The organism is Sphingobium sp. VMM, assembly GCF_056790315.1.
Genome location: NZ_JBXGSI010000009.1, coordinates 44,685 through 69,065, shown reverse-complemented (window position 1 = coordinate 69,065; position 24,381 = coordinate 44,685). Strand labels below are relative to the sequence as shown.

27 protein-coding genes and 1 tRNA gene are annotated in these 24,381 nt (G+C 65.6%); 14 read left to right on the top strand and 14 right to left on the bottom strand.

What is annotated here, in order from left to right; genetic code table 11:
* Positions 1–19: 19 nt before the first annotated feature.
* Together ACUCV3_RS13195 and ACUCV3_RS13190 are read right to left on the bottom strand one after the other, a co-directional pair.
* The gene (locus tag ACUCV3_RS13195) at positions 20–355 is read right to left on the bottom strand and encodes a glycine zipper 2TM domain-containing protein (RefSeq protein WP_004211212.1); all 336 of its coding nucleotides are present in this window, start codon (positions 353–355) and stop codon (positions 20–22) included.
* 178 nt (positions 356–533) lie between these two features.
* On the bottom strand, positions 534–917 hold the full coding sequence (locus tag ACUCV3_RS13190) for a hypothetical protein (RefSeq protein WP_004211213.1): 384 nt from the start codon (positions 915–917) through the stop codon (positions 534–536).
* A gap of 190 nt (positions 918–1,107) precedes the next feature.
* Between ACUCV3_RS13190 and ACUCV3_RS13185 the strand changes: the two genes are divergently transcribed.
* From ACUCV3_RS13185 to queA, 5 genes are all read left to right on the top strand, one after another.
* Positions 1,108–1,365 carry an exodeoxyribonuclease VII small subunit gene (locus ACUCV3_RS13185; protein WP_004211214.1) on the top strand — a complete coding sequence of 86 codons (258 nt, stop codon included), beginning with the start codon at positions 1,108–1,110 and terminating at the stop codon, positions 1,363–1,365.
* A gap of 8 nt (positions 1,366–1,373) precedes the next feature.
* Positions 1,374–2,279 carry a polyprenyl synthetase family protein gene (locus ACUCV3_RS13180; RefSeq protein ID WP_048937857.1) on the top strand — a complete coding sequence of 302 codons (906 nt, stop codon included), beginning with the start codon at positions 1,374–1,376 and terminating at the stop codon, positions 2,277–2,279.
* A 3-nt stretch (positions 2,280–2,282) separates the two neighbouring features.
* Complete coding sequence (gene coaD, locus ACUCV3_RS13175) at positions 2,283–2,795, top strand: pantetheine-phosphate adenylyltransferase (protein WP_010337450.1); 513 nt, start codon at positions 2,283–2,285, stop codon at positions 2,793–2,795.
* 120 nt (positions 2,796–2,915) lie between these two features.
* Positions 2,916–3,689: a peptidylprolyl isomerase gene (locus tag ACUCV3_RS13170; protein WP_004211219.1), complete on the top strand. Its 774-nt coding sequence runs from the start codon at positions 2,916–2,918 to the stop codon at positions 3,687–3,689.
* A 25-nt stretch (positions 3,690–3,714) separates the two neighbouring features.
* Complete coding sequence (queA, locus tag ACUCV3_RS13165; protein WP_004211220.1) at positions 3,715–4,743, top strand: tRNA preQ1(34) S-adenosylmethionine ribosyltransferase-isomerase QueA; 1,029 nt, start codon at positions 3,715–3,717, stop codon at positions 4,741–4,743.
* Between the two features lie 13 nt (positions 4,744–4,756).
* Here queA and ACUCV3_RS13160 read toward each other — a convergent pair whose 3' ends face one another.
* A complete protein-coding gene (locus ACUCV3_RS13160) occupies positions 4,757–6,253 on the bottom strand; it encodes a glycosyltransferase family 39 protein (RefSeq protein WP_278377244.1) in 1,497 nt (498 codons plus the stop codon).
* A gap of 74 nt (positions 6,254–6,327) precedes the next feature.
* On the opposite strand from ACUCV3_RS13160, the gene ACUCV3_RS13155 reads away from it, so the two are divergent.
* Positions 6,328–6,456, top strand: coding sequence for a hypothetical protein (locus ACUCV3_RS13155; protein ID WP_276609691.1), 129 nt, complete (start codon positions 6,328–6,330; stop codon positions 6,454–6,456).
* Between the two features lie 16 nt (positions 6,457–6,472).
* On the opposite strand, the gene ACUCV3_RS13150 is transcribed toward ACUCV3_RS13155, so the two are convergent.
* On the bottom strand, positions 6,473–7,654 hold the full coding sequence (locus ACUCV3_RS13150) for a BamA/TamA family outer membrane protein (protein WP_234415738.1): 1,182 nt from the start codon (positions 7,652–7,654) through the stop codon (positions 6,473–6,475).
* Positions 7,655–7,992: 338 nt separating this feature from the next.
* Here ACUCV3_RS13150 and ACUCV3_RS13145 point away from each other — a divergent pair, with 338 nt between their 5' ends.
* Positions 7,993–8,838 carry a bestrophin-like domain gene (locus ACUCV3_RS13145; protein WP_048937860.1) on the top strand — a complete coding sequence of 282 codons (846 nt, stop codon included), beginning with the start codon at positions 7,993–7,995 and terminating at the stop codon, positions 8,836–8,838.
* 152 nt (positions 8,839–8,990) lie between these two features.
* On the opposite strand, the gene ACUCV3_RS13140 is transcribed toward ACUCV3_RS13145, so the two are convergent.
* Positions 8,991–9,863 carry a LysR family transcriptional regulator gene (locus ACUCV3_RS13140; protein WP_048937861.1) on the bottom strand — a complete coding sequence of 291 codons (873 nt, stop codon included), beginning with the start codon at positions 9,861–9,863 and terminating at the stop codon, positions 8,991–8,993.
* Positions 9,864–9,948: 85 nt separating this feature from the next.
* Between ACUCV3_RS13140 and ACUCV3_RS13135 the strand changes: the two genes are divergently transcribed.
* Positions 9,949–11,094 (top strand): isovaleryl-CoA dehydrogenase, encoded by a 1,146-nt coding sequence (locus ACUCV3_RS13135; RefSeq protein WP_048937862.1) that lies wholly within the window; start codon positions 9,949–9,951, stop codon positions 11,092–11,094.
* A 154-nt stretch (positions 11,095–11,248) separates the two neighbouring features.
* Here the strand turns inward: ACUCV3_RS13135 and ACUCV3_RS13130 are convergent, their stop codons facing one another.
* Complete coding sequence (locus ACUCV3_RS13130) at positions 11,249–11,587, bottom strand: DMT family protein (RefSeq protein WP_048937863.1); 339 nt, start codon at positions 11,585–11,587, stop codon at positions 11,249–11,251.
* Between the two features lie 39 nt (positions 11,588–11,626).
* Here ACUCV3_RS13130 and ACUCV3_RS13125 point away from each other — a divergent pair, with 39 nt between their 5' ends.
* Positions 11,627–13,228: a carboxyl transferase domain-containing protein gene (locus tag ACUCV3_RS13125; protein WP_482240680.1), complete on the top strand. Its 1,602-nt coding sequence runs from the start codon at positions 11,627–11,629 to the stop codon at positions 13,226–13,228.
* Here ACUCV3_RS13125 and ACUCV3_RS13120 read toward each other — a convergent pair whose 3' ends face one another.
* Positions 13,229–13,585 carry an endonuclease domain-containing protein gene (locus tag ACUCV3_RS13120; protein ID WP_313737313.1) on the bottom strand — a complete coding sequence of 119 codons (357 nt, stop codon included), beginning with the start codon at positions 13,583–13,585 and terminating at the stop codon, positions 13,229–13,231.
* 116 nt (positions 13,586–13,701) lie between these two features.
* On the opposite strand from ACUCV3_RS13120, the gene ACUCV3_RS13115 reads away from it, so the two are divergent.
* The 3 genes from ACUCV3_RS13115 to ACUCV3_RS13105 all read left to right on the top strand — a co-directional run bounded on the left by ACUCV3_RS13115 (position 13,702) and on the right by ACUCV3_RS13105 (position 16,888).
* A complete protein-coding gene (locus tag ACUCV3_RS13115; protein ID WP_048937865.1) occupies positions 13,702–15,543 on the top strand; it encodes an acetyl/propionyl/methylcrotonyl-CoA carboxylase subunit alpha in 1,842 nt (613 codons plus the stop codon).
* Between the two features lie 62 nt (positions 15,544–15,605).
* Positions 15,606–16,058, top strand: a complete 453-nt coding sequence (locus ACUCV3_RS13110) for a MaoC family dehydratase (protein ID WP_048937866.1) — start codon at positions 15,606–15,608, stop codon at positions 16,056–16,058.
* Positions 16,055–16,888 (top strand): HpcH/HpaI aldolase/citrate lyase family protein, encoded by an 834-nt coding sequence (locus ACUCV3_RS13105; RefSeq protein WP_048937867.1) that lies wholly within the window; start codon positions 16,055–16,057, stop codon positions 16,886–16,888. Before ACUCV3_RS13110 ends, ACUCV3_RS13105 begins: the two co-directional genes overlap by 4 nt.
* Positions 16,889–16,934: 46 nt before the next feature.
* On the opposite strand, the gene ACUCV3_RS13100 is transcribed toward ACUCV3_RS13105, so the two are convergent.
* A complete protein-coding gene (locus ACUCV3_RS13100) occupies positions 16,935–17,858 on the bottom strand; it encodes a DUF2171 domain-containing protein (protein WP_037517711.1) in 924 nt (307 codons plus the stop codon).
* 257 nt (positions 17,859–18,115) lie between these two features.
* Between ACUCV3_RS13100 and ACUCV3_RS13095 the strand changes: the two genes are divergently transcribed.
* Positions 18,116–18,191, top strand: a tRNA-Ala gene (locus ACUCV3_RS13095).
* 121 nt (positions 18,192–18,312) lie between these two features.
* On the opposite strand, the gene ACUCV3_RS13090 is transcribed toward ACUCV3_RS13095, so the two are convergent.
* From ACUCV3_RS13090 to ACUCV3_RS13065, 6 genes are all read right to left on the bottom strand, one after another.
* The gene (locus ACUCV3_RS13090) at positions 18,313–19,209 is read right to left on the bottom strand and encodes an aldo/keto reductase (protein ID WP_048937869.1); all 897 of its coding nucleotides are present in this window, start codon (positions 19,207–19,209) and stop codon (positions 18,313–18,315) included.
* Between the two features lie 93 nt (positions 19,210–19,302).
* Positions 19,303–19,863 (bottom strand): YkgJ family cysteine cluster protein, encoded by a 561-nt coding sequence (locus ACUCV3_RS13085; protein ID WP_048937870.1) that lies wholly within the window; start codon positions 19,861–19,863, stop codon positions 19,303–19,305.
* Between the two features lie 78 nt (positions 19,864–19,941).
* On the bottom strand, positions 19,942–20,694 hold the full coding sequence (gene yaaA / locus ACUCV3_RS13080) for a peroxide stress protein YaaA (RefSeq protein ID WP_048937871.1): 753 nt from the start codon (positions 20,692–20,694) through the stop codon (positions 19,942–19,944).
* Between the two features lie 79 nt (positions 20,695–20,773).
* Complete coding sequence (locus tag ACUCV3_RS13075) at positions 20,774–22,363, bottom strand: alpha/beta hydrolase (protein ID WP_080993588.1); 1,590 nt, start codon at positions 22,361–22,363, stop codon at positions 20,774–20,776.
* Complete coding sequence (locus ACUCV3_RS13070; protein WP_122928214.1) at positions 22,363–22,848, bottom strand: hypothetical protein; 486 nt, start codon at positions 22,846–22,848, stop codon at positions 22,363–22,365. Before ACUCV3_RS13070 ends, ACUCV3_RS13075 begins: the two co-directional genes overlap by 1 nt.
* A gap of 36 nt (positions 22,849–22,884) precedes the next feature.
* On the bottom strand, positions 22,885–23,730 hold the full coding sequence (locus ACUCV3_RS13065) for an oxidoreductase (protein ID WP_048937873.1): 846 nt from the start codon (positions 23,728–23,730) through the stop codon (positions 22,885–22,887).
* 50 nt (positions 23,731–23,780) lie between these two features.
* On the opposite strand from ACUCV3_RS13065, the gene ACUCV3_RS13060 reads away from it, so the two are divergent.
* The gene (locus ACUCV3_RS13060) at positions 23,781–24,374 is read left to right on the top strand and encodes a TetR/AcrR family transcriptional regulator (RefSeq protein WP_048937874.1); all 594 of its coding nucleotides are present in this window, start codon (positions 23,781–23,783) and stop codon (positions 24,372–24,374) included.
* Positions 24,375–24,381: the final 7 nt, after the last annotated feature.

The following is a 24,381-nucleotide window of genomic DNA, read 5'->3' as shown; positions in this document are numbered from 1 at the left end:
GCCACCGCCCTTAAGTCGCTTAGCAGCTGCTGTTGCGGTCGATCGCGCGGCCAGCCAGGGCGCCGGCGCCAGCGCCGACGACGGTGCCGGTGGTGCGATCGCCGCGGGTGTCGACCGCGCGGCCCAGCAGGGCACCGGCAACGCCGCCCAGCAGCAGGCCGGTGGTGCCGCCCGACTTGCGGCAGCGATAATCACCGCGATAGCCGCGACGGTCGGAATAGCGACCATGGTCATAATGGCGGTCGCCACGGTGCCAGCCACGGTCATGGCCACGGGCGAAGGAGGTCGCCGGAACGGCGGTAGCGACGGTTGCGGTCGCCAGGGCCATGGCGATCAGGCTCTTCTTGAAGTTCATGGGTCATCTCCTCGACCTGTTTATCTCTGGTACGAGGCTGTTCTGCCACCGGCTGGCTGGCAACATCCTGAACCGGCACGTTATCTGTCGTTCAGGAAAAGCGCCGGGCATGAAAAAAGGGCCGGTTCCTAGGGAAGAACCGGCCCCTGTCAGAAAAAAGACTCAGGCAATGCTGCGATCAGACGTGGCAGGCCTGCGCCGACTTGCCGGGGACGGTGATCGTCACGTCATTGCCCGAGCCCTTGACCTCATAACCACCTTCGGCGGTGAAGGGCTGGCCGGCTTCGGCAGCCTTCAGCATGGTGGGTGCGCCATTCTTTTCGGTGCGCAGGATCGCGCTCTTGTCGTCGCTCATATAGTCGACGAAGAACAGGCTGTTGTCCTTGCAGCGGAACTGCTTGTTGGCCTTGACCGACGGCGGCAGCTCGACCGGCGCGGCGTTGGCAAGCTGGGCAGCCATCGGATCGGCGGGGCCGCCGACGACTTCGGGTTCGTCACTCTTGTTGCAGGCCGACAGCATGGTCAGGCCGGCAACGGCGATGAGGGGGAGATAATATTTCATAGCGATCCTTTTATGTGCGCTTGCAACATTGTGCGTCAACGCAAAACTGCCCGAATTCCGCCACGCCTGTGCAGCGACGTCATGACGTTTGCGTGACAGCGGCGCTATTGACCCACTATTGGGCGGCCTTGGGTCTGCTGCCATGTCATCCGCGCTTGACCCCGTGGACAGGGGCGGTCAATGCAGGCGCATGGCTGAGGAAAATACCCCGCAAAAGGATCTGTCCCAATTGTCGTTCGAGGATGCGCTGCGCGCGCTCGAATCGATCGTTCGCCGGCTGGAAAGCGGCGATGTCCCGCTCGATGAGTCGATCTCGCTCTATGCCCAGGGTGAAGAACTGCGCAAGCGCTGCACCGAGCGGTTGCAGGCGGCCGAGGCGCGCATCAGCAAGCTGACCGTCGATGCCGGCGGCGCCATCACCGGCGCCCAGCCGTTCGGCGCGGATTGACCCACTGCATGGAACGGAGCGCGGCAGGAGCGCTGGTCGCCGCCCGTGCGGCAACGGTCGCGGCCGATATCGACCGGGCGTTCGACGCGCTGCTGGCGATCCCCGACGATCCACGCCATCGCCTCTATGAAGCGATGCGCCATGCCGCGATCGGGGGCGGCAAGCGGCTGCGGCCGCTGCTGGTGCAGGCGACCTGCGACCTGTTCAACATTTCCCGCGAATCCGCGCTGCGCGTCGGTCTCGCGATCGAATGCATCCATGTCTATTCGCTGGTGCATGACGATCTGCCGGCGATGGACGATGACGATATGCGGCGCGGCAAGCCGACCGTCCACAAGGCGTTCGATGAAGCAACCGCGATCCTGGCCGGCGATTGCCTCCATGACCTTGCTTTCGAAATCCTCGCCGACGAACAGACCCATCCCGATGCCTTCGTGCGCATCGACCTCGTAAAGGCGCTCGCCGTCGCCAGCGGCCCGGCCGGGATGGCGGGCGGGCAGATGATGGACCTGGAGGCGGAAAAGACCCGTTTCGATCTCGCCACCGTCACCCGGCTGCAAAATCTCAAGACCGGCGCGCTGATCGGCTTCTGCGTCGATGCCGCTGCCATCATGGCGCGCATCCCGGTCGATGCGCGCACCGGCCTGCATGGCTATGCCCGCGACATCGGCCTCGCCTTCCAGATTGCCGACGACCTGCTCGATGTGGAGGGCGACGCGGCCGTGGCCGGCAAGGCGCTGGGCAAGGATGCCGCCGCCGGCAAGGAAACCTTCGTCTCGCTCCTGGGGGTAGACCGGGCGCGGGAACAGGGGCGTCTGCTCGTTGAACAGGCCAAGGCGCACCTGCACGGCCATGGCGCGGAGGCGGACCTGCTGCGCGCGATTGCCGACTATATTGTGGAGAGGGACCGCTAGATCATGAGCAAGTCGCGTATCGGTGTCTATCCCGGCACCTTCGACCCCATCACCCTTGGCCATATGGACATCATCCGCCGCGGCGCGAAGCTGGTCGACAAGCTGGTGATCGGCGTCACCACCAACATCAGCAAGTCGCCGATGTTTTCCGATGAGGAACGGCTGGACATGGTTCGCCGCGAATGTGCGGACATCGACACCGAAATCGTCGTCACCGGCTTCAATTCGCTGTTGATGGACTTTGCCGAATCGCAGGGGGCCAGCGTCATCATCCGGGGCCTGCGCGCCGTCGCCGATTTCGAATATGAATATCAGATGGCGGGCATGAACCAGCAGATCAACAGCCGGGTCGAAACCGTCTTCCTGATGGCCGACGTCTCGTTGCAGCCGATCGCGTCGCGTCTGGTCAAGGAAATCGCCCTCTATGGCGGGCCGATCCACAAGTTCGTCAGCCCCGCCGTGCGCGAGGAGGTGGAGGCGCGGGTTGCCGCGCTGGGCCTCAAGGGGCAGGGCTAGGAACGGGTTGCCTTCATTGTTGCCGTCTCGTTTCAGCCCGCGTTCAGTTGCCAATCCCGATCAGGGCGCTATCAGGACGGCTTGACCTTCCCGGGCAAGATCTAAGGAAAGCTTATTCGCATGCGTTTCACTTCCGCGCTCAAGACCGTGGCGATCGGTTTCGCCCTCACCGCGTCCAGCGTGGCCTTCGCCCAGGGCGGCGGTGGCGGCGGCGGCGGTGCCGAGGAAATGAAGAAGGCGGAGACCGCTGCGAAGGCGGAGCAGAATGCCAAGTCACTGGGCGCCCAGCTGACGCCGCAGCTGCCGCCGGCGACCATTCCGGCCGACCCGCAGAATATCTGGGATCTCGACCTGTCGAGCGGCGGCCGCGTGCGCATTCAGCTGCGCCCGGATATCGCCCCCAATCATGTCGAGCGGATCAAGGAACTGACCCGCCAGGGCTTCTACAATGGTCTGAAGTTCCACCGCGTCATCCCCGGCTTCATGGCCCAGGGCGGCGATCCCAAGGGGGACGGCACCGGCGGTTCGACGCTGCCCGACCTCAAGGCCGAGTTCAACCCGATGCCGCATCTGCGCGGCACCCTGTCCATGGCCCGCGCCCAGAGCGAGGACAGCGCCAACAGCCAGTTCTTCATCGTGCTGCTGCCGCGCATGCAGCTCGACAAGAAATATACCGTTTTCGGCCGCGTGATCGAAGGCATGCAATATGTCGACGCGATCCATGAGGGCGAGCCGCCGGCCGACCCGACCGTGATCCTGCAGGCCTCGATCGAGAGCGACGGCAAGCCGCCGGTGCTGGCACCGCCGCCCCCGCCGCCGGCGCCCGAACCCGCAGCGCTGCCGTCGAAGAAGCCGGCTGCCCCGGCCAAGAAGCCGGCCCCCAAGAAGAAGTGAGTTTGCGCCCGGAAGGGCCATCGTCATGCGTGTAGACCTGTTCGATTTCGATCTGCCGGCGGAGAATATCGCCCTCCGTCCGGCCAGCCCGCGCGATTCGGCGCGCCTCTTGCTCGTGCCCGGTGACGGCGCGATGGAGGATCGCATCGTGCGCGACCTGCCATCGCTGCTGCGCGCGGGCGATGTGCTGGTCTTCAACGACACCCGCGTCATTCCCGCCCAGCTGGAAGGGATGCGGGGCGAGGCGCGGATCGGCGCGACCCTGCACAAGCGGCTCGGCCTGCGCCAGTGGCAGGCCTTCCTGCGCAATGCCAAGCGGGTGCGTGATGGCGACCGGATCGATTTCGGCGCCGGTGTCACTGCGATCGCCGGCCCGCGCGACGAGGATGGCGGCGTCACCCTCGATTTCGAGGGCGAGGAACCAGTCGAGATCCTGCTGGAACGGGCCGGGCGCATGCCGCTGCCGCCCTATATCGCCAGCAAACGCGCCACCGACGAGCGTGACCGCAGCGATTACCAGACCATGTTCGCGCGCGAGGATGGCGCGGTCGCCGCCCCCACCGCCGCGCTGCACTTCACGCCCGACCTCACCGCTGCACTGGCGCAGGCCGGCGTGCTGACTGAAACGCTGACCCTGCATGTCGGCGCGGGCACCTTCCTGCCGGTCAAGGCGGACGATACCGACGACCATCGCATGCATGCCGAATGGGGGCGGATCGATCAGGACACGGCCGATCGCCTGAATGCCGCGCGCGCGGCCGGCGGCCGGATCATCGCGGTCGGCACCACCTCGCTTCGCCTGCTCGAAAGCGCGACGGGGGAGGATGGCGTGATCCGTCCCTTCGCCGACGAAACCCGCATCTTCATCACGCCCGGCTACCGCTTCCGCGCGATCGACGGGCTGATGACCAATTTTCACCTGCCCAAATCGACCCTGTTCATGCTGGTAAGCGCCTTGATGGGCCGCGATCGGATGCAACAGGTCTACGCCCATGCGATCGCCACCGGTTATCGCTTCTACAGCTATGGGGACTCTTCGCTGCTGCTGCCGTGACGGCGATCGGTCATTACTGCACTCGTTTGATGCAGGCGATGCTGCCGACGATGTCGGTACGGGTGCCGCGGTTGCAGTGCCAGGACGGGTCATCCTGCAATGTCGGCGGATGGTCCTTTGCGGCCGAACGATAATGGGCATTATATAGCCAGATCAGCGCGGGGCGGCCGCTTATGGCATGGGCGCGCAATATTGCGTTCGGGTCGGCCTTGCGGTCCACGACCAGCGGTTCCACGGGCACGTCCATTCCGGGCCGTGCCAGGAAATAGCCGCCGATGGCCGCAAGCGATGCGCGGTCCATGATCTTTGCCGAGGGGGAATCCCATAGGAACAGGACACGGTCGGGCCGTTCCGCGCGGATGAAGTCGCTGCCCTGTTCATAGCCGTAGATCGTTCGGTCGCCCAGTTCGGTTCGCATCAGCGCGGGGTTGAGGACCGGCGCCATGAAGGCGAAAGCCATGCCCAGTGCGGCATGATCGGGGCGCGGCGTGCGCTGGATCAACAGGGTCAGGCCCAGCATCGCGCTTGGCACCAGTGGCACCAGATAACGGTCGGTCAGGGACGGCTGGAACAGGCTGACCAGGATCGCAATGGCAAAGCCGATCACCGCCGTCAGTGCCGTCAGCGGCAACGGGTCGCTGCCGCTCGATAGGATATCGGATTGCTGGCGCCGCATATGGATCGTCGCGACGATGACAAGCGCGATGACCGCGAACAGGGCGACGATATTCTGCGCGCCCAGGACGAAGGCGAGGTTGAGCATCGCTCGGGACAGGCTGGTGGGATCATACCAGGCGACATCGTCGCGCGCATAGTCTGCCAGCCGGGGCAGATGATAGGCGAACCAGCCAAGGCCCGGTGTCGCCACGATCATCGCGGGCCACATCCGCGCCAGGTTCAGGCGATGTCGGTACAGCAGCACCAGTATCTGGCCCAGGATCAGGACGGCGGCATAATAATGGGTGAGGAACATCAGTGTTCCAAGCTCGACCCATAGCATCGCCCAGCGTAGCGTCAATCGCTCAAGCAGGTGCGCGACGGTCAGGCAGGATGCGGTCGACAGCAGCATCATCAGGCCATAGCCGCGTGCGTCCACCATGATGCCCAGATTGGGCGGCCACAGAAAGAGGAGGGCGGCCCATGTCCAGGCGCCGGTGCGACCGAGCGTGCGCGGGCGCCAGAGCAGCGGCAACAGGGCGGCGGCGAGGACGAACAGGATGGACGGGAGGCGCAGCATCAGATTGCTGTCGCCGAACAACGTCACCCAGCCTGTCAGCAGCAGATAATAGAGTGGCGGATTGCAATCGAGCCAGGCCTCGCGCCAGAAGGACGACCAGTCCGGCCGCGTCGCGATCATCCCGCTCCAGGTTTCATCGAGCCACAATGGGGTCGTGTCCGCCAAGCTTAAACGCATGCCGACCAGATAGAGGGCGCCAAGGAGGAAGAAACTGCCGGTCAGCAGGATGATCGGTGTCGCGGGCAACCGGCGCGCGGCGGGAGTCTCGGGCAAGATCGGATCCTTGGATGAATTGCGAGGACAGTGATTTGCCATGGTTAATATATGGATAAGTGAAGGCGGGCTTCGTGATTGGGTGCGGTGTCGCGGCCAGCGAGGCTGATGTGATCCGCCCTTTCGCCGAGGAAAGCCGCACATTGGTCGCGTGGCGCTATCGCTTCTACAGCTATGGGGATTCCTCGCTGCTGCTGCCGTGACGGCTGAACCTGGCGGCTAGAAGGCCTCCGCAATCCCGACATAGACGGCATGATCGTCTTTTCCTGCCGCAAGATCGACGCGCAACTGCACGTCATTGCTGCGGAAAGGACGATAGCGCAGGCCTATGCCGCCGGCCGGCAGCAGCTTGCCCTTGTCGATGATCGTGCCGGCCGATGGCGCGATGCCGCCCAGCCCGACAAAGGCGGTTGCGCCCCAGCGGCCGCTGACATGCTGGCGCCATTCGGCCTGCGCCGCCCAACTGGCCTTGTCGCGATAGCGACCGGTGACATAGCCGCGCAGATCGTTGTTCGCGCCGAACAGGCACAGATCATAATAAGGGGCGTTGCCCCCGGCGGCACATAGCGCGCCCCGCAGTGCGATCACCGTGCTAGAGCCGATCGGCAGATAGCTGTTGGCGGCCATCTGCAACTTGTCATGGCTATAGCTGTCGCCCAGGGCGCGCAGACCGAACAGCCAATTGGCGCTCAACATCATGCCGCGATGCGGTTGGGTCGCGCTGTCGCGCGTATCATAGGCAAAGCTGGGGCCGATCGCGGACAGGTTGCTGTTCATGGCGTCGAGCGGCGGCGCCGGCAAGGATTCTGCCTCCGCCTCTTTCAGCCGCGCGTCGGTGGTGCGCAGGCGATAGCGGATGCCGGCATAGCCGCGCGGGAAGACGCGCATCAACGCCTGGAGGTCGATGTTCAACTGCTTGCTGTCGATCTCGCGATGGATACCGTCATCGCCCGCAGCCGCGCCGATCCCATAATAGTCGTTGCGATCGTCGATATAGGAGAGGCTGGCGCTGAAGCGCAGCCGATCCTTGTCGAACGACATGGAATGAAAGGCGCCGACGCCCCTGGTCCCGCGCGAGGTGTAGATGACGCCGCCGGCACTGATCCACTGCTGGGGCGCGGCATTGGGATTGTAGAAGGCGATGGCACCTGCGGCGAGGCCTGTGCCGGTTGCCGGATTGGACAGCGGCACGGGCGCGAAGAGGATCTGAGGCTTGCGGGTAGGGGAGGCTGCGGTCCTGCCTTCGGCGGGCAGGGCGCGTGAGAGGCTGTTCGCGTCGGTCTCGCTCTGGGCTGTCGCCATGCCCGATGACAGGCAGGGGAAGGACACGAGCGCCAGCCACCCGAGACGATGGCGCCGGATCATGCGTGGGCCAGCAAAAAGGGCGGGGCGGATGGCCATATTCTCTCCATCCCCCATCGGCGACGGGGGAACCATCGGGACAAACACTGAAGCGTGGCGGGCGCCCCTGCGCGGCTCGATGGCGCGGCCGTCCAGATGCGCCATGATGTTCGGGGGACTATGCCCGGTCGGGCTGCGGAGCAGGGCAGGCGCAAGCGGTTGAAAGGGCGACGCCCTTGCGCGTGGGGCGCCTTGCTCGCGCGTCGGGCTATCGTCATGGAAACCCGGCGTCGACCGGTCACCACTAGGGGTAATCCCTGAGCCATGCCGGTGTTTCGCCCGATGGCTCCCGGCCCCGGAAACGGGACATGCTGCCTCCGATAGACTGAGGGGGTCATATGGCCAATCTGGCGGAATTTCTGGACAAGCTACCCATCCTGCTGGTCGGGCTGCTGATGCTGGCGACCATGACGCTGACGGCGACGGCCGGCTATGTCCTGCGGCAGCGGGTGCGCCGGCTGTTGACGCACAAGGGCGCCACGGAAGAAGGTGGGGCGGAAGGCTATATCGTCTCTGCCGTGATCGGTCTGGTTGCGCTGTTGCTGGGCTTCACCTTTGCGCTGGCGGTCGGCCGGTTCGAAACGCGCCGGGCGCTGGTGCTGCAGGAAGCCAACGCCATCGGCACCAGCTATTTGCGGGTCCAGGGCCTGCCCGAACCGCATCGCACGCGGATGTCGCAGATATTGGTCAACTACACCAATAATCGCGTCGAACTCGGCACGGCCAGCCCCGACAAGATGGCGCCCTTGATCGTCGCCAGCGATCGACTGCTGGTCGAGCTATGGGCCGGCACGCTGGCGGCGACCGACACGATCGGCAATTCCGCGCTGGCCTCCTCGCTCCATTCGACCGTCAACGAAGTGATCGACATGGACAGCGCGCGCAAGGCGGCGCGCAAGGTGCGGGTGCCGGGCGAGGTGTTCCTGGCGCTATGGGTCTATATCGCGGTGACTGCGGGGATGCTGGGCTATGCCCGGTCGGAAACGCAGGGGCGGATGCTGGCGGGCATATTGTTCCTGCTCTTCACCATGTCCTACATGCTGATCATCGACATCGACCGGCCGGCGGGCGGCAATATCGTCGAAAGCCAGGGGCCGATGATCGAACTGCGCGAGACGCTGAAGCAGCAGCCGCCCGGCACCTTCGACATCTGGCGCAAGCCGGTCGTGGCGCCAGCGCCTTAGAGTCTGTTTGAGAATGCGCCATCCGGCGCATTCCGGCACCAGCCCGCTCCCCCACCCGGCCACCCATAGAATACTGCCGTTGGGTGGCCGGGAGGGGGAGCGGGCTGGCACCGTATCGGAAATCGCGCTTTCGCGATGTCTCAACCACTCTCTTAGATGTTGCCAAACGCCATTGCCAACGCGCGCAGCATCGGCGGTGGCGTCTCGCGCAGGGTGGCGGCGCGCGGGCCATGGAGCAGGCCGATCGTCCGCCGTTCGCCAAAATCGCGTAATTTGGCGCGCGCCATGCCGGGCCATTGATAGCCCAGCGGCATCACCGTGACGCCCAGGCCGGCCGCCACCATCTGCATCACCCGCTCGTCATGGGTCGACCGATAGGCGAAATGCGGGCGGATGCCGCGATCGACGAAATAGCGGCTGGTCGCCGACAGCGCCTCGCAATGGCGGCGCACGATCATCGTCTCGCCCGCCAGTTCCTCCGCCGCGATCGTTTCGCGTCCGGCGAGGCGATGGTCGGCGGGCAGGGCCAGGCCATAGCCCTCCTCGGCCAATATCTGTGCGACATAGCGATCCTCGGCGCCCGGCCGCACCAGGGTGAGCGCCACGTCGATCCGCTCGGCATCCAGCCGCCCGAGCAGTTCGCGTTCCGATCCTGGAATGAATTCCACCCGGCCGCGCGCCTCGGCCGGGCAGGCTGCAACCGCCGCCGCCACCGGCGCGCCGGCGATGCTGGTCAGCAGGCCGATGCGCAGCGTCTGGATTTCGGCCGTCTGCGCGCCCGCCTGTTCGGCCAGGTTGAACTCGCGCTCGATCCGCCGCGCGTGGCTTAGCAGGCGACTGCCGGCCTCGGTCAGTTCGACCCGCTGGTTGCTACGCAGGAACAGTGGCGCGCCGACCGCCTGTTCCAGCTTGGCGACGCCGACCGACAGTGTCGGTTGCGACACCAGGCAATGCGCCGCCGCACGGGAGAAATTGCCCTGGTCCACGACCGCCAGGAAATAGCGCAGCAGATAGCGTTCGATCATAGATGGAAACTATATACTCCTGCCCGTGGTTTCAATTTTTCCCTTGCCGCGTTCAGGACTAGGGTGCGGCGCAGGAGAGATGCCAATGACCGACTTCGATTTCGCTCTGGGCGAGCATGCGGACATGATCCGCGAAAGCACCGCCCGTTTCGCCGCCGATCATATCGCCCCACTGGCGGCTGAGATCGACGCCAAGGACTGGTTCCCCCGCGACCTGTGGCCCGCCATGGGCGCGCTCGGCTTGCACGGCATCACCGTGGACGAGGCGGATGGCGGCCTGGGCCTGGGCTATCTGGAGCATGTGGTGGCGCAGGAGGAAGTGGCACGAGTCTCCGCCTCCATAGGTCTCAGCTATGGCGCGCACTCCAATCTCTGCGTCAACCAGATCCGCCGCTGGGGCAATGACGCGCAGAAGGCGCGCTATCTGCCCAAGCTGATTTCCGGCGAGCATGTGGGCAGCCTTGCCATGTCGGAGGCCGGCGCCGGGTCCGATGTCGTGTCGATGAAGCTGAAGGCCGAAAAGAAGGGCGATCGCTACGTCCTCAACGGCACGAAGTTCTGGATCACCAATGCGACCGAGGCGGACACGCTGGTCGTCTATGCCAAGACCGGCGAGGGCTCCAAGGGCATCACGACCTTCCTGATCGAGAAGGGCTTTGCCGGCTTCTCGATCGGCCAGAAGATCGACAAGGTTGGCATGCGCGGCAGCCCGACCGCCGAACTGGTGTTCGACGATTGCGAAGTGCCCGAAGAGAATATCATGGGGCCGCTGAACGGCGGCGCGGGCGTGCTGATGTCGGGCCTCGACTATGAGCGGACCGTGCTTGCCGGCATTCAGCTCGGCATCATGCAGGCCTGTCTCGACACGGTGCTGCCCTATGTTCGCGAGCGCAGGCAGTTCGGCAGGCCGATCGGCGCGTTCCAGCTGATGCAGGCGAAGGTCGCCGACATGTATGTCGCGCTCAACAGCGCGCGCGCCTATGTCTATGCGGTCGCCAAAGCCTGTGACGCGGGCAAGACCACCCGCTTCGACGCGGCCGGCGCCATCCTGCTCGCCAGCGAGAATGCGATGAAGGTCGCGCTGGAGGCGGTGCAGGCGCTGGGCGGCGCGGGCTATACGAAGGACTGGCCGGTCGAACGCTATATGCGCGACGCCAAGCTGCTCGATATTGGTGCCGGCACCAACGAGATCCGCCGGATGCTGATCGGCCGCGAACTGATCGGCGCGTGAGGAGTCTGTCTGCAAATGCGCGGAAGTGCGCATTTGGCCGCACCGGCCCGCACCCCCACCCGGCCACCCACGACAGTATCCTGGTTGGGTGGTCGGGTGGGGTTCAGACGAGTCCCGTGCCTCGTCTGAAGGGCCGGCACCGTTTTTCCTTAAATCAAGTCCGCCCCACGAACAGGAAGCCGACCGCCGCCATGATGCAGGCAAAGGCGGCCGCGTGGCGCCAGTGGAGCGGTTCGCCCAGCACCGTCACCATGAAGATGCCGAAGATCACGAGGGCGATGGCTTCCTGCGCGATCTTGAGTTGTCCGGCGGACCAGCCATGGGCAAAGCCGATGCGGTTGGCGGGCACCGCCAGGCAATATTCGACGAAGGCAATCGCCCAGCTGATCAGGATGACCAGCATCAGCGGTTTGTTCATGCCGCCCCTGAGGTGCCAGTACCAGGCGGTGGTCATGAACAGGTTGGAGAGGATGAGGAGAATGATGGTGGGCATATCTGCTCTGTGGCACGCGGACGCCGGGAAGGCGAGGGCATGAGCGCACCGGTTCTGGACAGCAAGCTGTCGCCCGATGGCGAGGGCTTCCGCGCCAATGCTGCGCATAATCGCGCGCTGGCGGAAGAATTGCGCACCAGGGTTGCCGACGCGGCGCTGGGCGGATCGCCGGCCGCGCGCGACAAGCATACCGGGCGCGGCAAGCTGCTGCCGCGTGATCGCGTCGAACGGCTGCTCGATCCCGGCTCGCCTTTCCTTGAGATCGGCCAGCTCGCCGCCAATGGCCAATATGGCGACGAGGTGCCGGGCGCCGGCATGATTGCCGGCATCGGCCGGGTGTCGGGGCGCCAGGTGATGATCGCCTGCAACGACGCCACGGTGAAGGGCGGCACTTACTATCCCGTCACGGTGAAGAAGCATCTGCGCGCGCAGGAAATCGCGCTCGAAAACCGGCTGCCCTGCGTCTATCTGGTCGACAGCGGCGGCGCGAACCTGCCCAACCAGGCGGAGGTCTTTCCCGACCGCGACCATTTCGGCCGCATCTTCTACAATCAGGCGAACCTGTCGGCGCGCGGCATCCCGCAGATCGCCTGCGTCATGGGCAGTTGCACTGCCGGTGGCGCCTATGTCCCGGCGATGTCGGACGAGACGGTGATCGTCCGCAACCAGGGCACCATCTTCCTCGCCGGCCCGCCGCTGGTGCGGGCGGCGACGGGCGAGGTCATCAGTGCCGAGGATCTGGGCGGCGGCGACCTGCATGGCCGCAAGTCGGGCGTGGTCGATCATGTCGCGGACAATGACGAACATGCGCTGTCCATCGTGCGCGACATCGTCTCGACCCTGCAGCCCGACCGCCAGAGCGACCTCAACCTGCGCGACCCGCGTCCGCCGAAATTCGATCCGGCCGATCTCTATGGCATCATCCCCCAGGATGTGCGCGCCCCCTATGATGTGCGCGAAGTGATCGCGCGGATCGTCGACGGCAGCGAATTTCACGAGTTCAAGCCGCTCTACGGCACCACGCTCGTCTGCGGCTTCGCCCATATCTGGGGCATGCCGGTGGCGATCCTGGCGAACAATGGCGTGCTGTTCAGCGAAAGCGCGCAGAAGGGCGCCCATTTCATCGAACTGGCCTGCCAGCGCCGCATTCCGCTGCTGTTCCTCCAGAATATCTCCGGCTTCATGGTTGGCGGCAAATATGAGGCGGAAGGGATCGCCAAACATGGCGCCAAGCTGGTGACGGCGGTGGCCACGGCACAGGTGCCTAAGGTCACCGTGCTGATCGGCGGCAGCTTCGGCGCGGGCAATTATGGCATGTGCGGCCGCGCCTATCAGCCGCGCTTCCTCTTCACCTGGCCCAATAGCCGCATCAGCGTGATGGGCGGCGAACAGGCGGCGAGCGTGCTGGCGACCGTTCACCGCGACGCCGCCAAATGGACGCCGGAAGAGGCCGAAGCCTTCAAGGCGCCGGTGCGCCAGAAATATGAGGATGAAGGCAATCCCTATTTCGCGACCTCGCGCCTGTGGGACGATGGCGTGATCGACCCGGCCCAGACACGGGATGTGCTGGGGTTGGCCTTCGCCGCCGCCTTGAACGCGCCGGTGGACGATCGCGCGCAATTTGGCGTGTTCCGGATGTGATCATTCCTCCCCGGCACGGGGAGGGGGACCGCTCGCCGGAGGCGAGTGGTGGAGGGGCAGGAGCCTTTGAGAGTGAGAGATGATATGATCGACCACAGCAGGCAAATCTCGCAGAATATCGGCGGCGGCTATGCGCAGCACCGTAACGCCTTGCGCCGTCAACCAATGGGTTCGGGCCGCATCATGGCGCAGGGCATCAGGCCCGTCATGGCTGCTGCCGTCCACTTCGATGGCCAGTCGAACGACCGCGCAGTAGAAATCCAGGATATAGATGCCGGCTGGATGCTGGCGACGGAATTTGAAGCCGTTCGGGCGCTGGCGCAGCGCCTGCCACAACAGCCCTTCCGGCAGGGTCATCTGGCGGCGCAATTCACGCGCGCGCTTCACCGTTCGGCCTGGTCCGGTCAACATGGCGCCTGCCCCTCCACCGTGCTTCGCACGGTCCCCCTCCCCGTGCCGGGGAGGAATGCACTATGATCCAATCCCTCCTCATCGCCAATCGGGGCGAGATTGCCTGTCGCATCATCCGCACCGCGCGGCGGCTGGGTATCCGCACGATCGCGGTCTATTCCGATGCCGACGCCGACGCGCTGCATGTGCGCGAGGCGGACGAGGCGGTGCATATCGGCCCGTCGCCGGTGCGCGAATCCTATCTGGTCGGCGACCGCATCATCGCGACAGCGAAAGCGACAGGGGCGCAGGCGATCCACCCTGGCTATGGCTTCCTGTCGGAAAATGCCGAATTTGCGCAGGCGGTGATCGATGCGGGGCTGATCTGGGTCGGCCCCAACCCGTCCTCCATCACCGCCATGGGCCTGAAAGACGCGGCCAAAAAGCTGATGCAGGATGCCGGCGTGCCCACCACGCCGGGCTATCTGGGCGAAGACCAGTCACCCGAGCGGCTGGCGGCGGAGGCCTACGCGGTCGGCTATCCTGTCCTCATCAAGGCGGTCGCCGGTGGCGGTGGCAAGGGCATGCGCAAGGTCGATGCCGCGGCCGACTTCGCCGATGCCCTATTGTCCTGCCGGCGCGAGGCGGCGTCCAGCTTCGGCAACGATCAGGTGCTGCTGGAAAAATGGATCACCAATCCGCGCCATATCGAGGTGCAGGTGTTCGGCGATAGCCAAGGCAATGTCGTCCATCTGTTCGAGCGCGACTGCTCGCTCCAGCGTCGCCATCAGAAGGTGATCGAGGAAGCGCCGGCACCGGGCATGGATGAAGCGACCCGTGCGGCCGTGTGCCAGGCGGCGGTCAATGCGGCCAAGGCGGTCGACTATGTCGGTGCCGGCACGATCGAGTTTATCGCCGACGGGTCTGACGGCCTGCGCGCGGACCGCATCTGGTTCATGGAAATGAACACCCGGCTTCAGGTCGAACATCCCGTGACCGAGGAGATTACCGGCCAGGATCTGGTCGAATGGCAGTTGCGGGTCGCATCGGGCGAGCCGTTGCCGCGGACGCAGGAGCAACTGTCGATCAATGGCTGGGCGATGGAGGCGCGCCTCTATGCCGAGGATCCGGCCAAGGGCTTCCTGCCCTCGATCGGCACGCTCGACACGTTCGAGCTGGGTGGCGGTGCGCGCATCGACACCGGCGTCGAGGAAGGCGCGACCATTTCGCCCTATTATGATCCGATGATCGCCAAGGTCATCGCCCATGGCGACACGCGCGACGCGGCGCGGCTGCGGCTGGCGGGGGCGCTCGACGAGACGGTGATTTGGCCGCTGCGCACCAATGCGGGCTTTCTGGTCAAGGCGCTGGAGAATGCGGATTTCGCGGCGGCCCGGCTCGACACCGGCCTGATCGCGCGGGAGGGCGACGCGCTGTTGCCGCCGGCTGATCCGTCCGACGCGGCACTGGCCGACGCGGCAGCGGCGCTGACGCCTGGCGGGGCGCTGGCGGGCTTCCGCCTCAATGCGCCGGTCCGGGCGGAGGCGAATTTCCTGCTGAACGGTCATCCCCATGCCGTGCGCTATGATCCGCGTCTGGGCGACGCCCGGCCGCTGGAGGATGTGCTGATTGCCGAGGGCGGGCAGGTCTGGGAAATGACACCCTGGCGCGTTGCCGGTGGCGCGGGCGGTGCCGCATCCGACGGCGCGATCCTGTCGCCCATGCCCGGCCGCATCATTGCCGTGGCGGTGACGGCGGGGCAGGCGGTGACCAAGGGGCAGAAGCTGCTGACGCTCGAAGCGATGAAGATGGAGCATAGCCTGGTCGCGCCGTTCGACGGCGTGGTCGCAGACCTGAACGCGGCCGAGGGCGGGCAGGTGAGCGAGGGCGTATTGCTGGCCCAGATCGATCATGGCGAAGGTTGAGCCGATCCGGCTGCATGGAATGATAATTGCACTATAGTGCATATTTATATAGAGGGCGAACTATGGCGGGCAGGCATTTTGACGAATGGCAGGTGGGCGACCGGATCGTGCATGAATTGCGCCGCACGGTGACCGAGACCGACAATCTGCTGTTCACCACCATGACCCATAATCCCCAGCCGCTGCATCTGGATGCCGAAGCGGCGAAGGCTTCGGAATTCGGCCAGATCCTGGTCAACGGCACCTTCAGCTTCGCGCTGATGATCGGCCTGTCGGTGGGGGATACCACCATGGGCACGCTGGTCGCGAACCTGGGCTATGACAAGCTCGTCATGCCCAAGCCGGTGTTCATCGGCGATACGCTGCGTTGCGAGACCGAGGTCACAGAGCTCAAGGAAAGCCGCTCGCGCCCCGAGGCCGGCATCGTCACCTTCACCCATCGCCTGCTCAACCAGCGGGACGAGATTGTCTGCCAGTGCCTGCGCATGGCGTTGCTCAAGAAGAGGTCTACATGAAACTCCGCTCGCTGCTCTTTGTACCGGGCGATCGTCCCGAACGGTTCGACAAGGCGGCGGCGAGCGGCGCGGATGCGATTATCCTCGACCTGGAGGATTCGGTCGCGCCCGAGCGCAAGGGCTATGCCCGTGATGCGATCGCTGCATGGCTGGGGGAGGCGCGCAATTGCACCGCCTTCGTCCGGGTCAATCCGCTGGAGGGCGGGCAGACCGCCGACGATCTGGCCATCATCCTGCCGGCGGCGCCCGACGGCATCATGCTGCCCAAGGCGGAAGGGGCGGCCAGCATCCTGGCGCTGGAGGAACTGGCCGGGGCAGGGCGGCTGCCGCCGATCCTGCCCATCGCCACGGAAACGCCCGCCGCCCTGTTCGAGCTTGGCAGCTATCGCGGCGTGCGTGATCGGCTGGCCGGCCTCACCTGGGGGGCGGAGGATCTGCCCGCCTCGATCGGCGCTACCAGCGCGCGGGAGGCCGATGGCCGTTATACCGCGCCGATCGAGATGGCGCGCAGCCTGACCCTGTTCGCGGCCCATGCCGCCGGTGTCGCGGCGATCGACACGGTCTTCCCGCGGATCGACGCGATGGATGATCTGGCCGCCTATGTCGGCCGGGCGCGGCGCGACGGCTTTACCGGCATGATGGCGATCCATCCGGTCCAGGTCGCGGCGATCAATGCCGGCTTTACTCCGACCCCGGCGGAGGTCGATCATGCTCGCGCCGTGGTCGATGCCTTTGCCGCCAATCCGGGTGCCGGGGTGCTGAAGCTGGACGGCAAGATGATCGATCGCCCGCATCTGGTGCAGGCGCAGCGGGTGCTGGCCGCCATATGAAAAAGGCCCGGCATCGCGGCCGGGCCTCTCATTTCACCGTCCCGCTTTAGCGGTAACGGCTCTTTTCATAATTGGTCGACGATCCGGCGCCATAGGTGCCACGGGTATCGTCGCGATCGCCGAACAGCGCCTGCTGCTCACGCTCGATGCGCCAGGCGTGCTGGGCCTCATCCGCGCTCTTCTCCAGCGTCACCTTGGTCGCATCGACCGACTTGATCCAGGAGGACGGGATGGAATGGTGGACCCCACCCGCATCGCTGTCGCTCTTGGTCAGGATGATGCGGTCGCCGCGCAGCTTGTCGACGGTGCCGACATGTTCGCCATCGCTGCCGACCACTTCCATATGCTCGCGCACCTGCGTCACCGCCTGGCGCTGCTCGCCGCGACGGGTGCGCCATGTACCGAACTCGCTGTTGAAGCGATCGCGATGTTCGCGCTGATATTCGGCATAGTCGCGGTCCAGTTCGTCGATCCGCTGCTGGCGCCAGCTATAATAGTTGCTGTCATGATGCGCGCCATAGTCCTGCTGCGGCCCGAAGGCGCGGTTGCGATAGCCATGGTCCTCGCTGCCATAGCCGCTGCGTTCGCCGGTATAGGGGGCAAAGCCACGGCCGGGCAGATAGTCGCTGCGTGCGGCCGAGGCATAGCCAAGCCGGCTCGACTGGTCGCGCGGGTCGCCATAGGGGCGGTTATAATATTCGTCATATTCGCGGCGGCGCTCCGCCTCGTCATCGCCGAACCAGCTGCGAATCTCGTCGCCGGCCCGGTCGAAGAAGCCGCGCTCGTCGGGGTCATAGCCCTGGGGGTAGGGGCGGGCACCCGGCCCGCTGAACTGGCCGCGCATGCCGTATCGATAGGCGCGCTCGTCGCGTGGCGCCCTGTACCGATCATTGTAACGGTCGTTGCCGCGATCCCAGTCGGTCGAATAGCGATCATCGCCGCCATAGCGGCGTCCGCCTTGATAACCCATGGTCCGTCTCCTTGTGCTTGTCGGAGGATCGCGCCCTCCGGTGGTGCGTGCTTGTTGCACCGACAGGCCATCAATGGGTGGCGCGGCCCATCGTTCCGGGCGTTACGGGCGGGTAACGTCGCGCCTTTCAACCGCCCTGCCGAAGGCGGAAAGGGCCGATTTCCGGGGCTCTTGATCGAGATCAGGAAAGGCCGTGATTTTTTGCGCAAAAGACCGTTGCAAGGCGAAAATCCCTCGCCTATAGGCAGCCCACCTTTGGGGCCTTAGCTCAGCTGGGAGAGCGCGTCGTTCGCAATGACGAGGTCAGGGGTTCGATCCCCCTAGGCTCCACCATTTCCCTTCGAAATGAATAACCTGTGCCGTGTGGCATTGGCGGCGCGGACCGGACGCCACTGGCCGGCGCACCCCATGATCATCGGACAGCTTGGCAAGATCGCGATCCTGCACCGGCGGATCAGGGCAGCCTTTCTCCCATCGACGCTTCGAGTACCGCATACCATTCGGCGCGGGTCCATTCGACCTTGAAGGCATCGATGCTGCGGGCAATGCGGGCAGCGGACTGGCTGCCGACAATGGGAATCGGGCGCGCGGGATGCGCCATGATCCAGGACAGGGCGGCGGCGGTGATATCGACGCCATAGCGCTCGCCCTGATCTGCAAGCATCACAGCGGCCGGGTGCAGCGCCTTGGCGAGGCGACCACCACCCAGCGGCGACCAGGCCAGAACCGCCATGTCGCGCGCCATCGCCTGATCGAGCGTACCGTCATGGAGCGGCGCCGTGCGCAGCGCGGAAAATTCGGGCTGGGTGCTGACGATCGGCAGGTCGAGAAAGGTCTGGAGCGCGTCGAGTTCATGAATCGCATAGTTGGATACGCCGATCGCGCGCACCTTGCCGGCTTCAACCATGCGGGTCAGGCTGGCGGCGACTTCCTGCGGATGGGTCAGGAAATCGCGGCGATGGATCTGGTAGAGATCGACCCGGTCGATGCCCATTCGAGTCAAGGACGCATCGATGGCCTCGGCCAGATAGGCTGCGCCGCTATTATAGGGGATGCCCGGCCGGATGCCGCCCTTGGTGGCGATGATCATGCGCTGCCGCAGTTCAGGGGCATCCGCCAATATCTGGCCGAACAGCGTTTCGGCCGATCCGAAACCGGCGGGTGTGTCGCAGCCATAGATGTCCGCCGTGTCGAGCAGGGTGATGCCGGCGTCCAGTGCCGCCTCCACCCTGGCGCGGGCCTGGGCGATATCCTCGCCGGCCAGGCGCCACATGCCCCAGGCGATCGGAAAGACGGAAATGCCGCTCTTGCCGAGCGGACGTGGTTCGGCGGAGAGGCGCAGCGTCGTCATGGATCGATCAATGGCACAAGCGATGTGCCGGCGGTAGGGGCCATCCGCGCCCCACATGACCGGCCGGGCGAGCGGCGCTTGCCGGGGCCGGTGTCACGCCCTGGATGAAAAGCTCATGTAACGCGCGCGCCAGGCGGCGACTTCGGCGCGCAGGTGGGCGGGGGCGGCATCCCCCGACAGGACGAGGGCCGCGACCTCATTGTCGGGATGCATCAACATCTTCCGCGATCCGTCGCTGAACCAGACGGGCACCAGCTGATCGCAAAGACTGTCGAGGATCGCGCCGGCCATGCCATTCTCGATCGCAGCGCTGCCGGGCAGCATGCGAACCATGATCGATACGCCTTCGAAGCAGTTGCGCGGTTCGCGGACGAAATCGATCGACGCCAGGATGCCGGACCGGTCCGGACGGGCTTCATCGGGCATGGCCTGGACCCGGCGCCATGCGCAAAACCATGTCCGGCAGATATGCGGGCGCACGGCATGGATGCTGCATCCCTGCTTGCCCAGATGCGCGCAGGGCGCGCCCGCCGCTTTCTTGAAGTCGGGCGTGTCGACGGTCAGAATGGTGCAGCACATGGTGCAATCGCCGCAGGACCGGTCAGGGATGACAGGGCCCAGCAGAGCGGTTTCCAGATCTGTATCCATGTGCATCCGGGCGGGGTGCCTTGGCCTTGTCGGGAATGCAAGCGGCATCATGCGCGCCGCCTCGCGGCAGATGCCCTGCGCCGGTCAGGCGCGCATGAAGCGCCAATGGTCGGCGTCGCTCTCGGCCGGATCGAGGCGATATCCGTCAGTGTCAAAGCCATGCATGGCCTCGACATCGGCGACATGATGTTCGCACATCCAGCGCGCCATCATGCCGCGTGCCCGCTTCGCGTTGAAGCTCACGAAGCGCGGGCCATTCGGCCCCGGCTCGCGAAAATCGACATGGATCACGCGCAGGCCGTCCAGCCTGTTCTCCACCGCCGCGAAATATTCCTGGCTGGCCAGATTGAGGACGACGCCGGATCCCTCTTCAGCGGCATGTGCGCGCAGCAGCGCGGCGATGCGATCGCCCCACCAGTCGGTCAGCTTCTTGTGCCGCGGCGCCCAGCGCGTGCCCATTTCCAGTCGATAGGGGCGGATCGCATCCAGCGGGCGCAGCAGCCCGTAAAGGCCCGACAGCATCCGCACATGATCCTGCGCAAAGGCCACCGCCGCATCGTCCAGCGTGTCCACCTCGAAACCGGAATAGACGTCGCCAGCAAAGGCATAGAGCGCCTGCCGCTCGGGTAGCTCGGAAAAGTCCCGGAACCGGTCGGCATTGAGCTTGGCCAGGCGCGGCGAGATATGCATCAGTTCTGCCAGCCGCTTCTGCGAAAGATTGGCGGCCGACTTGGCGAGCCCGCGCGCTTCCTCGGCGAAATGCGGCGTGGTGACGGCAAGGGGCGGCAGCGCGCGCTCGAAGTCGAGCGTCTTGGCGGGAGAGAGCAGAACGATCATGCCCCGCGCGGTAGCCGCGCCTCGTCCGGGCGTCAAACCGGACCGCGCCTCCCCCTCCCGCCCGCCGGCGGATTTCGCTTCAGCGCCCGCCTGTGGCCCCTGATGGCCGCGCCACCGCATACATGGCCTGCGCCATTTCCCGGTAATAGGCGTTGCGATCGCCGTCCCGTGCATAGACTTCGTTGATGCTGTGCGACGCGCCGGGGACATAGATGAACTCTGCCCGTCCACCCACCTTGCGGAACGCGGCCTCCAGATCATGGACGGCGCCGTCGAGATAATAGGAATCGGCGGTCCCGACCACGACATGGACCTTGCCCTCCAGGTCATGGCGCAGGCGTGGCCATTGGGTCTCGATCCGGTGGCCGATATCATAATTTTCCCGCCAATAGGCCGCGACCTGCGCATCGACTGCGCCCGTCACCCGATCGAAGAGCGGCGCCGGCGTCCCGTCCGCACGGCGCGGCGAGAAGGTCCAGTCGAAGGATCGCAACTGGCCGCCGTCCCGGCCCAGCACCGTCTCGATCCCCACCGCCTGCGCGATCGTCGTCTTCACCCCGCCATGGGCGCGCTCCAGCGGACGGGCCGTGCCCTGGGCATCGCGATACATGTTCGCGCCAGGCTGATAGAGGTCGACGCCGATGAAATGCCGGAAATCCAATGGATCGGGTGACGAGGCCCAGCTTCCACCGAAGATGGCGGGATAGCGCACCATCGCCCAGAGCGCGAACCAGCCGCCCGAACTATGGCCGGTCAGGAACCGGCCCGAGGGCCTGGCGTCCATCCGATAGCGGCTTTCGAGCGCCGGGATGATCTCGCGCGTCAGCGCTTCGCCCCAAGGACCATTATTGACGCTGTCGGCAAATTCGGTCGTGCCGGTGGGCGAGGCGAAGTCCAGCGTCACCCAGATCATCGGCGGAATGGCCTTTGTCTCCATCAGGTGCCAGATGCGCGACAATTGCTGCCCGTCCACCCGGTGATTGGTGCCGAACGCACCGGCCGTATAGACCGTGGGATAGGTGACGCCGCCATGGGGATCATAGCCCGGCGGGGTCAGCACCCAGGCGGCGACACTCTGCGGCGTGCCGCGAAAGCGGGTCAGCACTTTCGATACGACCTGTTCGTCGTGCAGATGCGGGCGCGACGCGGTGATCTGCTCGGCGGCGCGCGGCGGCAGGCCGGTGACGTCGAACTGCGCGGGCGCCGGCGGCAATTTGTGATCGAGCGCAATCGATGGCCTGGCGCCTAGCGGCAGACGCAACGTCACCACCTTCGAGACCAGGTCGCCCGGCCCCCGCCCGCCATAATTATAGTCGCCGTCGCGATCGAGCACGACCTGCACCCGATAGTCTCCGGGCGCCAGGGCCGCGAGCCCCTCGGGGAAGGCGCTTTCCCCGGCATCGATGCTGATCGTGCGATCGGACCCGAAACTGGTGATATCGCGGCCCGCCACGAAGATGCGGGCGTCGTCGGGGCCATAGATGTCGATATCCTCGCTCTTGCCATTGTCGGCGCTCAGCGGTGCAGCAAAGAGCAATAACCGTCCCGATGCGTCGTCGCCCAGCGCAGCCGGCAGGCTGATATCGAAACGCGTTTCGGGTGCCGCAGCGCCGATCAGCGCCAGCCCAGACAGGGGAAGTGCAAGCAAGCGGGCCATTGCGGTCATCATCAGGAGATCCTGCCATTTTGCCGGCGCAGGGCAATCAACTGGGCGGCAAGGCCCAGGATCAGCATTGCCAGAAGTACAGCCTGCGATCCCAGCAGCAAGGGCGACTTGAGGTCGGTGACGAACGGATGACCATCCGGCACGCGGCGCAGGATTTCGGTCACGGTCGGCACCATCAGCAGAAACGCCGTGAGGCTGAGGAAGACGGTTTCCAGATAGCGCCGCGCCCGCCCGAGAAAGCGGATATTGTCCACGCCATAGCCGGCGATCAGCAGCAGGATCGTCACCGTGCCGATGCCGTAGCTGACGGGCTGATGCGCCACCAGGAACACGGTGCCGGCACCGATCAGCATGAAGATGAGATAGGCGATGCCCGGTGCCGATCGCGGCATGATCCGGCCATGGCGCGCGAACATATAGGCGGCCAGCGGAATGGCGGGCAGGCTGCCGAGCGTATGGAGCCAGCCCAGAGGCGTTATTCCAAACATGGTCTATGTCTTTCTGTTGGCGGGGGATCGCCGCGCTTATGCGGCAAAGCTGGTGGAGCGGGACAATGCGCGCCATTGCGCGATCTCGGCTTCCATGGCGGCCATCTTGCCTTCGACCAGGCCCAGTGCATCGTCGCCCAGGAACAGGCGGGTCGGCGGTGCCGGCGCTTCCACCAAAGTCAGCAAGGCCTGCGCCGCGCGCGCGGGATCGCCCGGCTGCTGCCCGCTCTTGGCCTGACGCGCCGCCCTTATCGGGTCCATGACCGCGTCATAGTCGGCGATGCTGCGCGGCGTGCGGTCCATCGACCGCCCGGCCCAGTCGGTGCGAAACTGGCCGGGCGCCAGCGCCGTCACATGAATGCCGAACGGCGCCACTTCCTTGCCCAGCGCTTCGGAAATCCCTTCCAGCGCGAACTTGCTGCCGCAATAGAAGCTGATGCCGGGCATGGTGATGAACCCGCCCATGGAGGTGATGTTGACGATATGGCCGCGCCGCCGTTCGCGCATGCCGGGCAGCACCGCCTTCATCATCGCCACCGGGCCGAACACATTGGCCGCGAACTGGCGCTGCAGATCGTCGATCGACGATTCCTCCAGCACGCCCTCATGGCCATAGCCCGCATTGTTCACCAGCACGTCGACCGACCCGGCGCGCCGCTCGGCGTCCGCCACGGCCGCCGGAATCGCGTCCAGATGCGTCACGTCCAGCAGCAGCGGATGCGCGCGTCCGGGCGCCAGCGCCGCAAAGGCTTCGGCATCCTTGGGGTTCCGCACGGTCCCGACGACGGCGTGGCCGGCGTCCAGCGCGCCCTCGGCAAAGGCCCGGCCCAGGCCGGAACTGACGCCGGTAATCAGGAAAGTCTTGGGGATCAGCGCCGACATGGCCTACTCCATGATTTGAACATCAACTATATCATGATATAAATAGCAACATGACGTCCATCAAGCCCCCCTCGACCGGTTCGCGTGGTGAACCGGTGCGCAATCGTGTGATCGACGCGGCCGAACGCCTGCTGCGCGACGGCAAGGCGGAATTTTCGATGCGCGATCTGGCGACCGAAGCGGGCGTCAGTTTCGCCACGCCTTTCAACCAGTTCGGCAGCAAGGCCGCGATCATGCACGCCCTGTCGGCGCGGCGGATCGCCACCGCGACCCAACGCTTCGCGGACAAGCCGCGGCGCGATGATGCCGGCCAGCGCGTGCTGTTGGCGGTCGCCACGGTGGTCGAGCTGATGCTGGAAGAACCACGCGTGAACCGGGCGGTGATGGGGTGGCTCGGCACGCCGGGGCCGACCCATGGCGAAGTGCTGGCGCAGTCCACCGCGCTGTGGACCCTGGCGATCGGTGCTGGCGAGGGCCTGATCGACGGGCACCCAACGCTGCCTGCCCTGGCAAGGCATCTGGCCTTCGGCTTTCGCGGTGTGCTCTCCTTCTGGACCGCGGGCGAGCTACCGGACGAGGAACTTGCCGCTAATGCCCGCGATGTGGCGAACGCCTTGCTCAGCAGCGCAGCCAGGCAGGCCTGATCGCCAA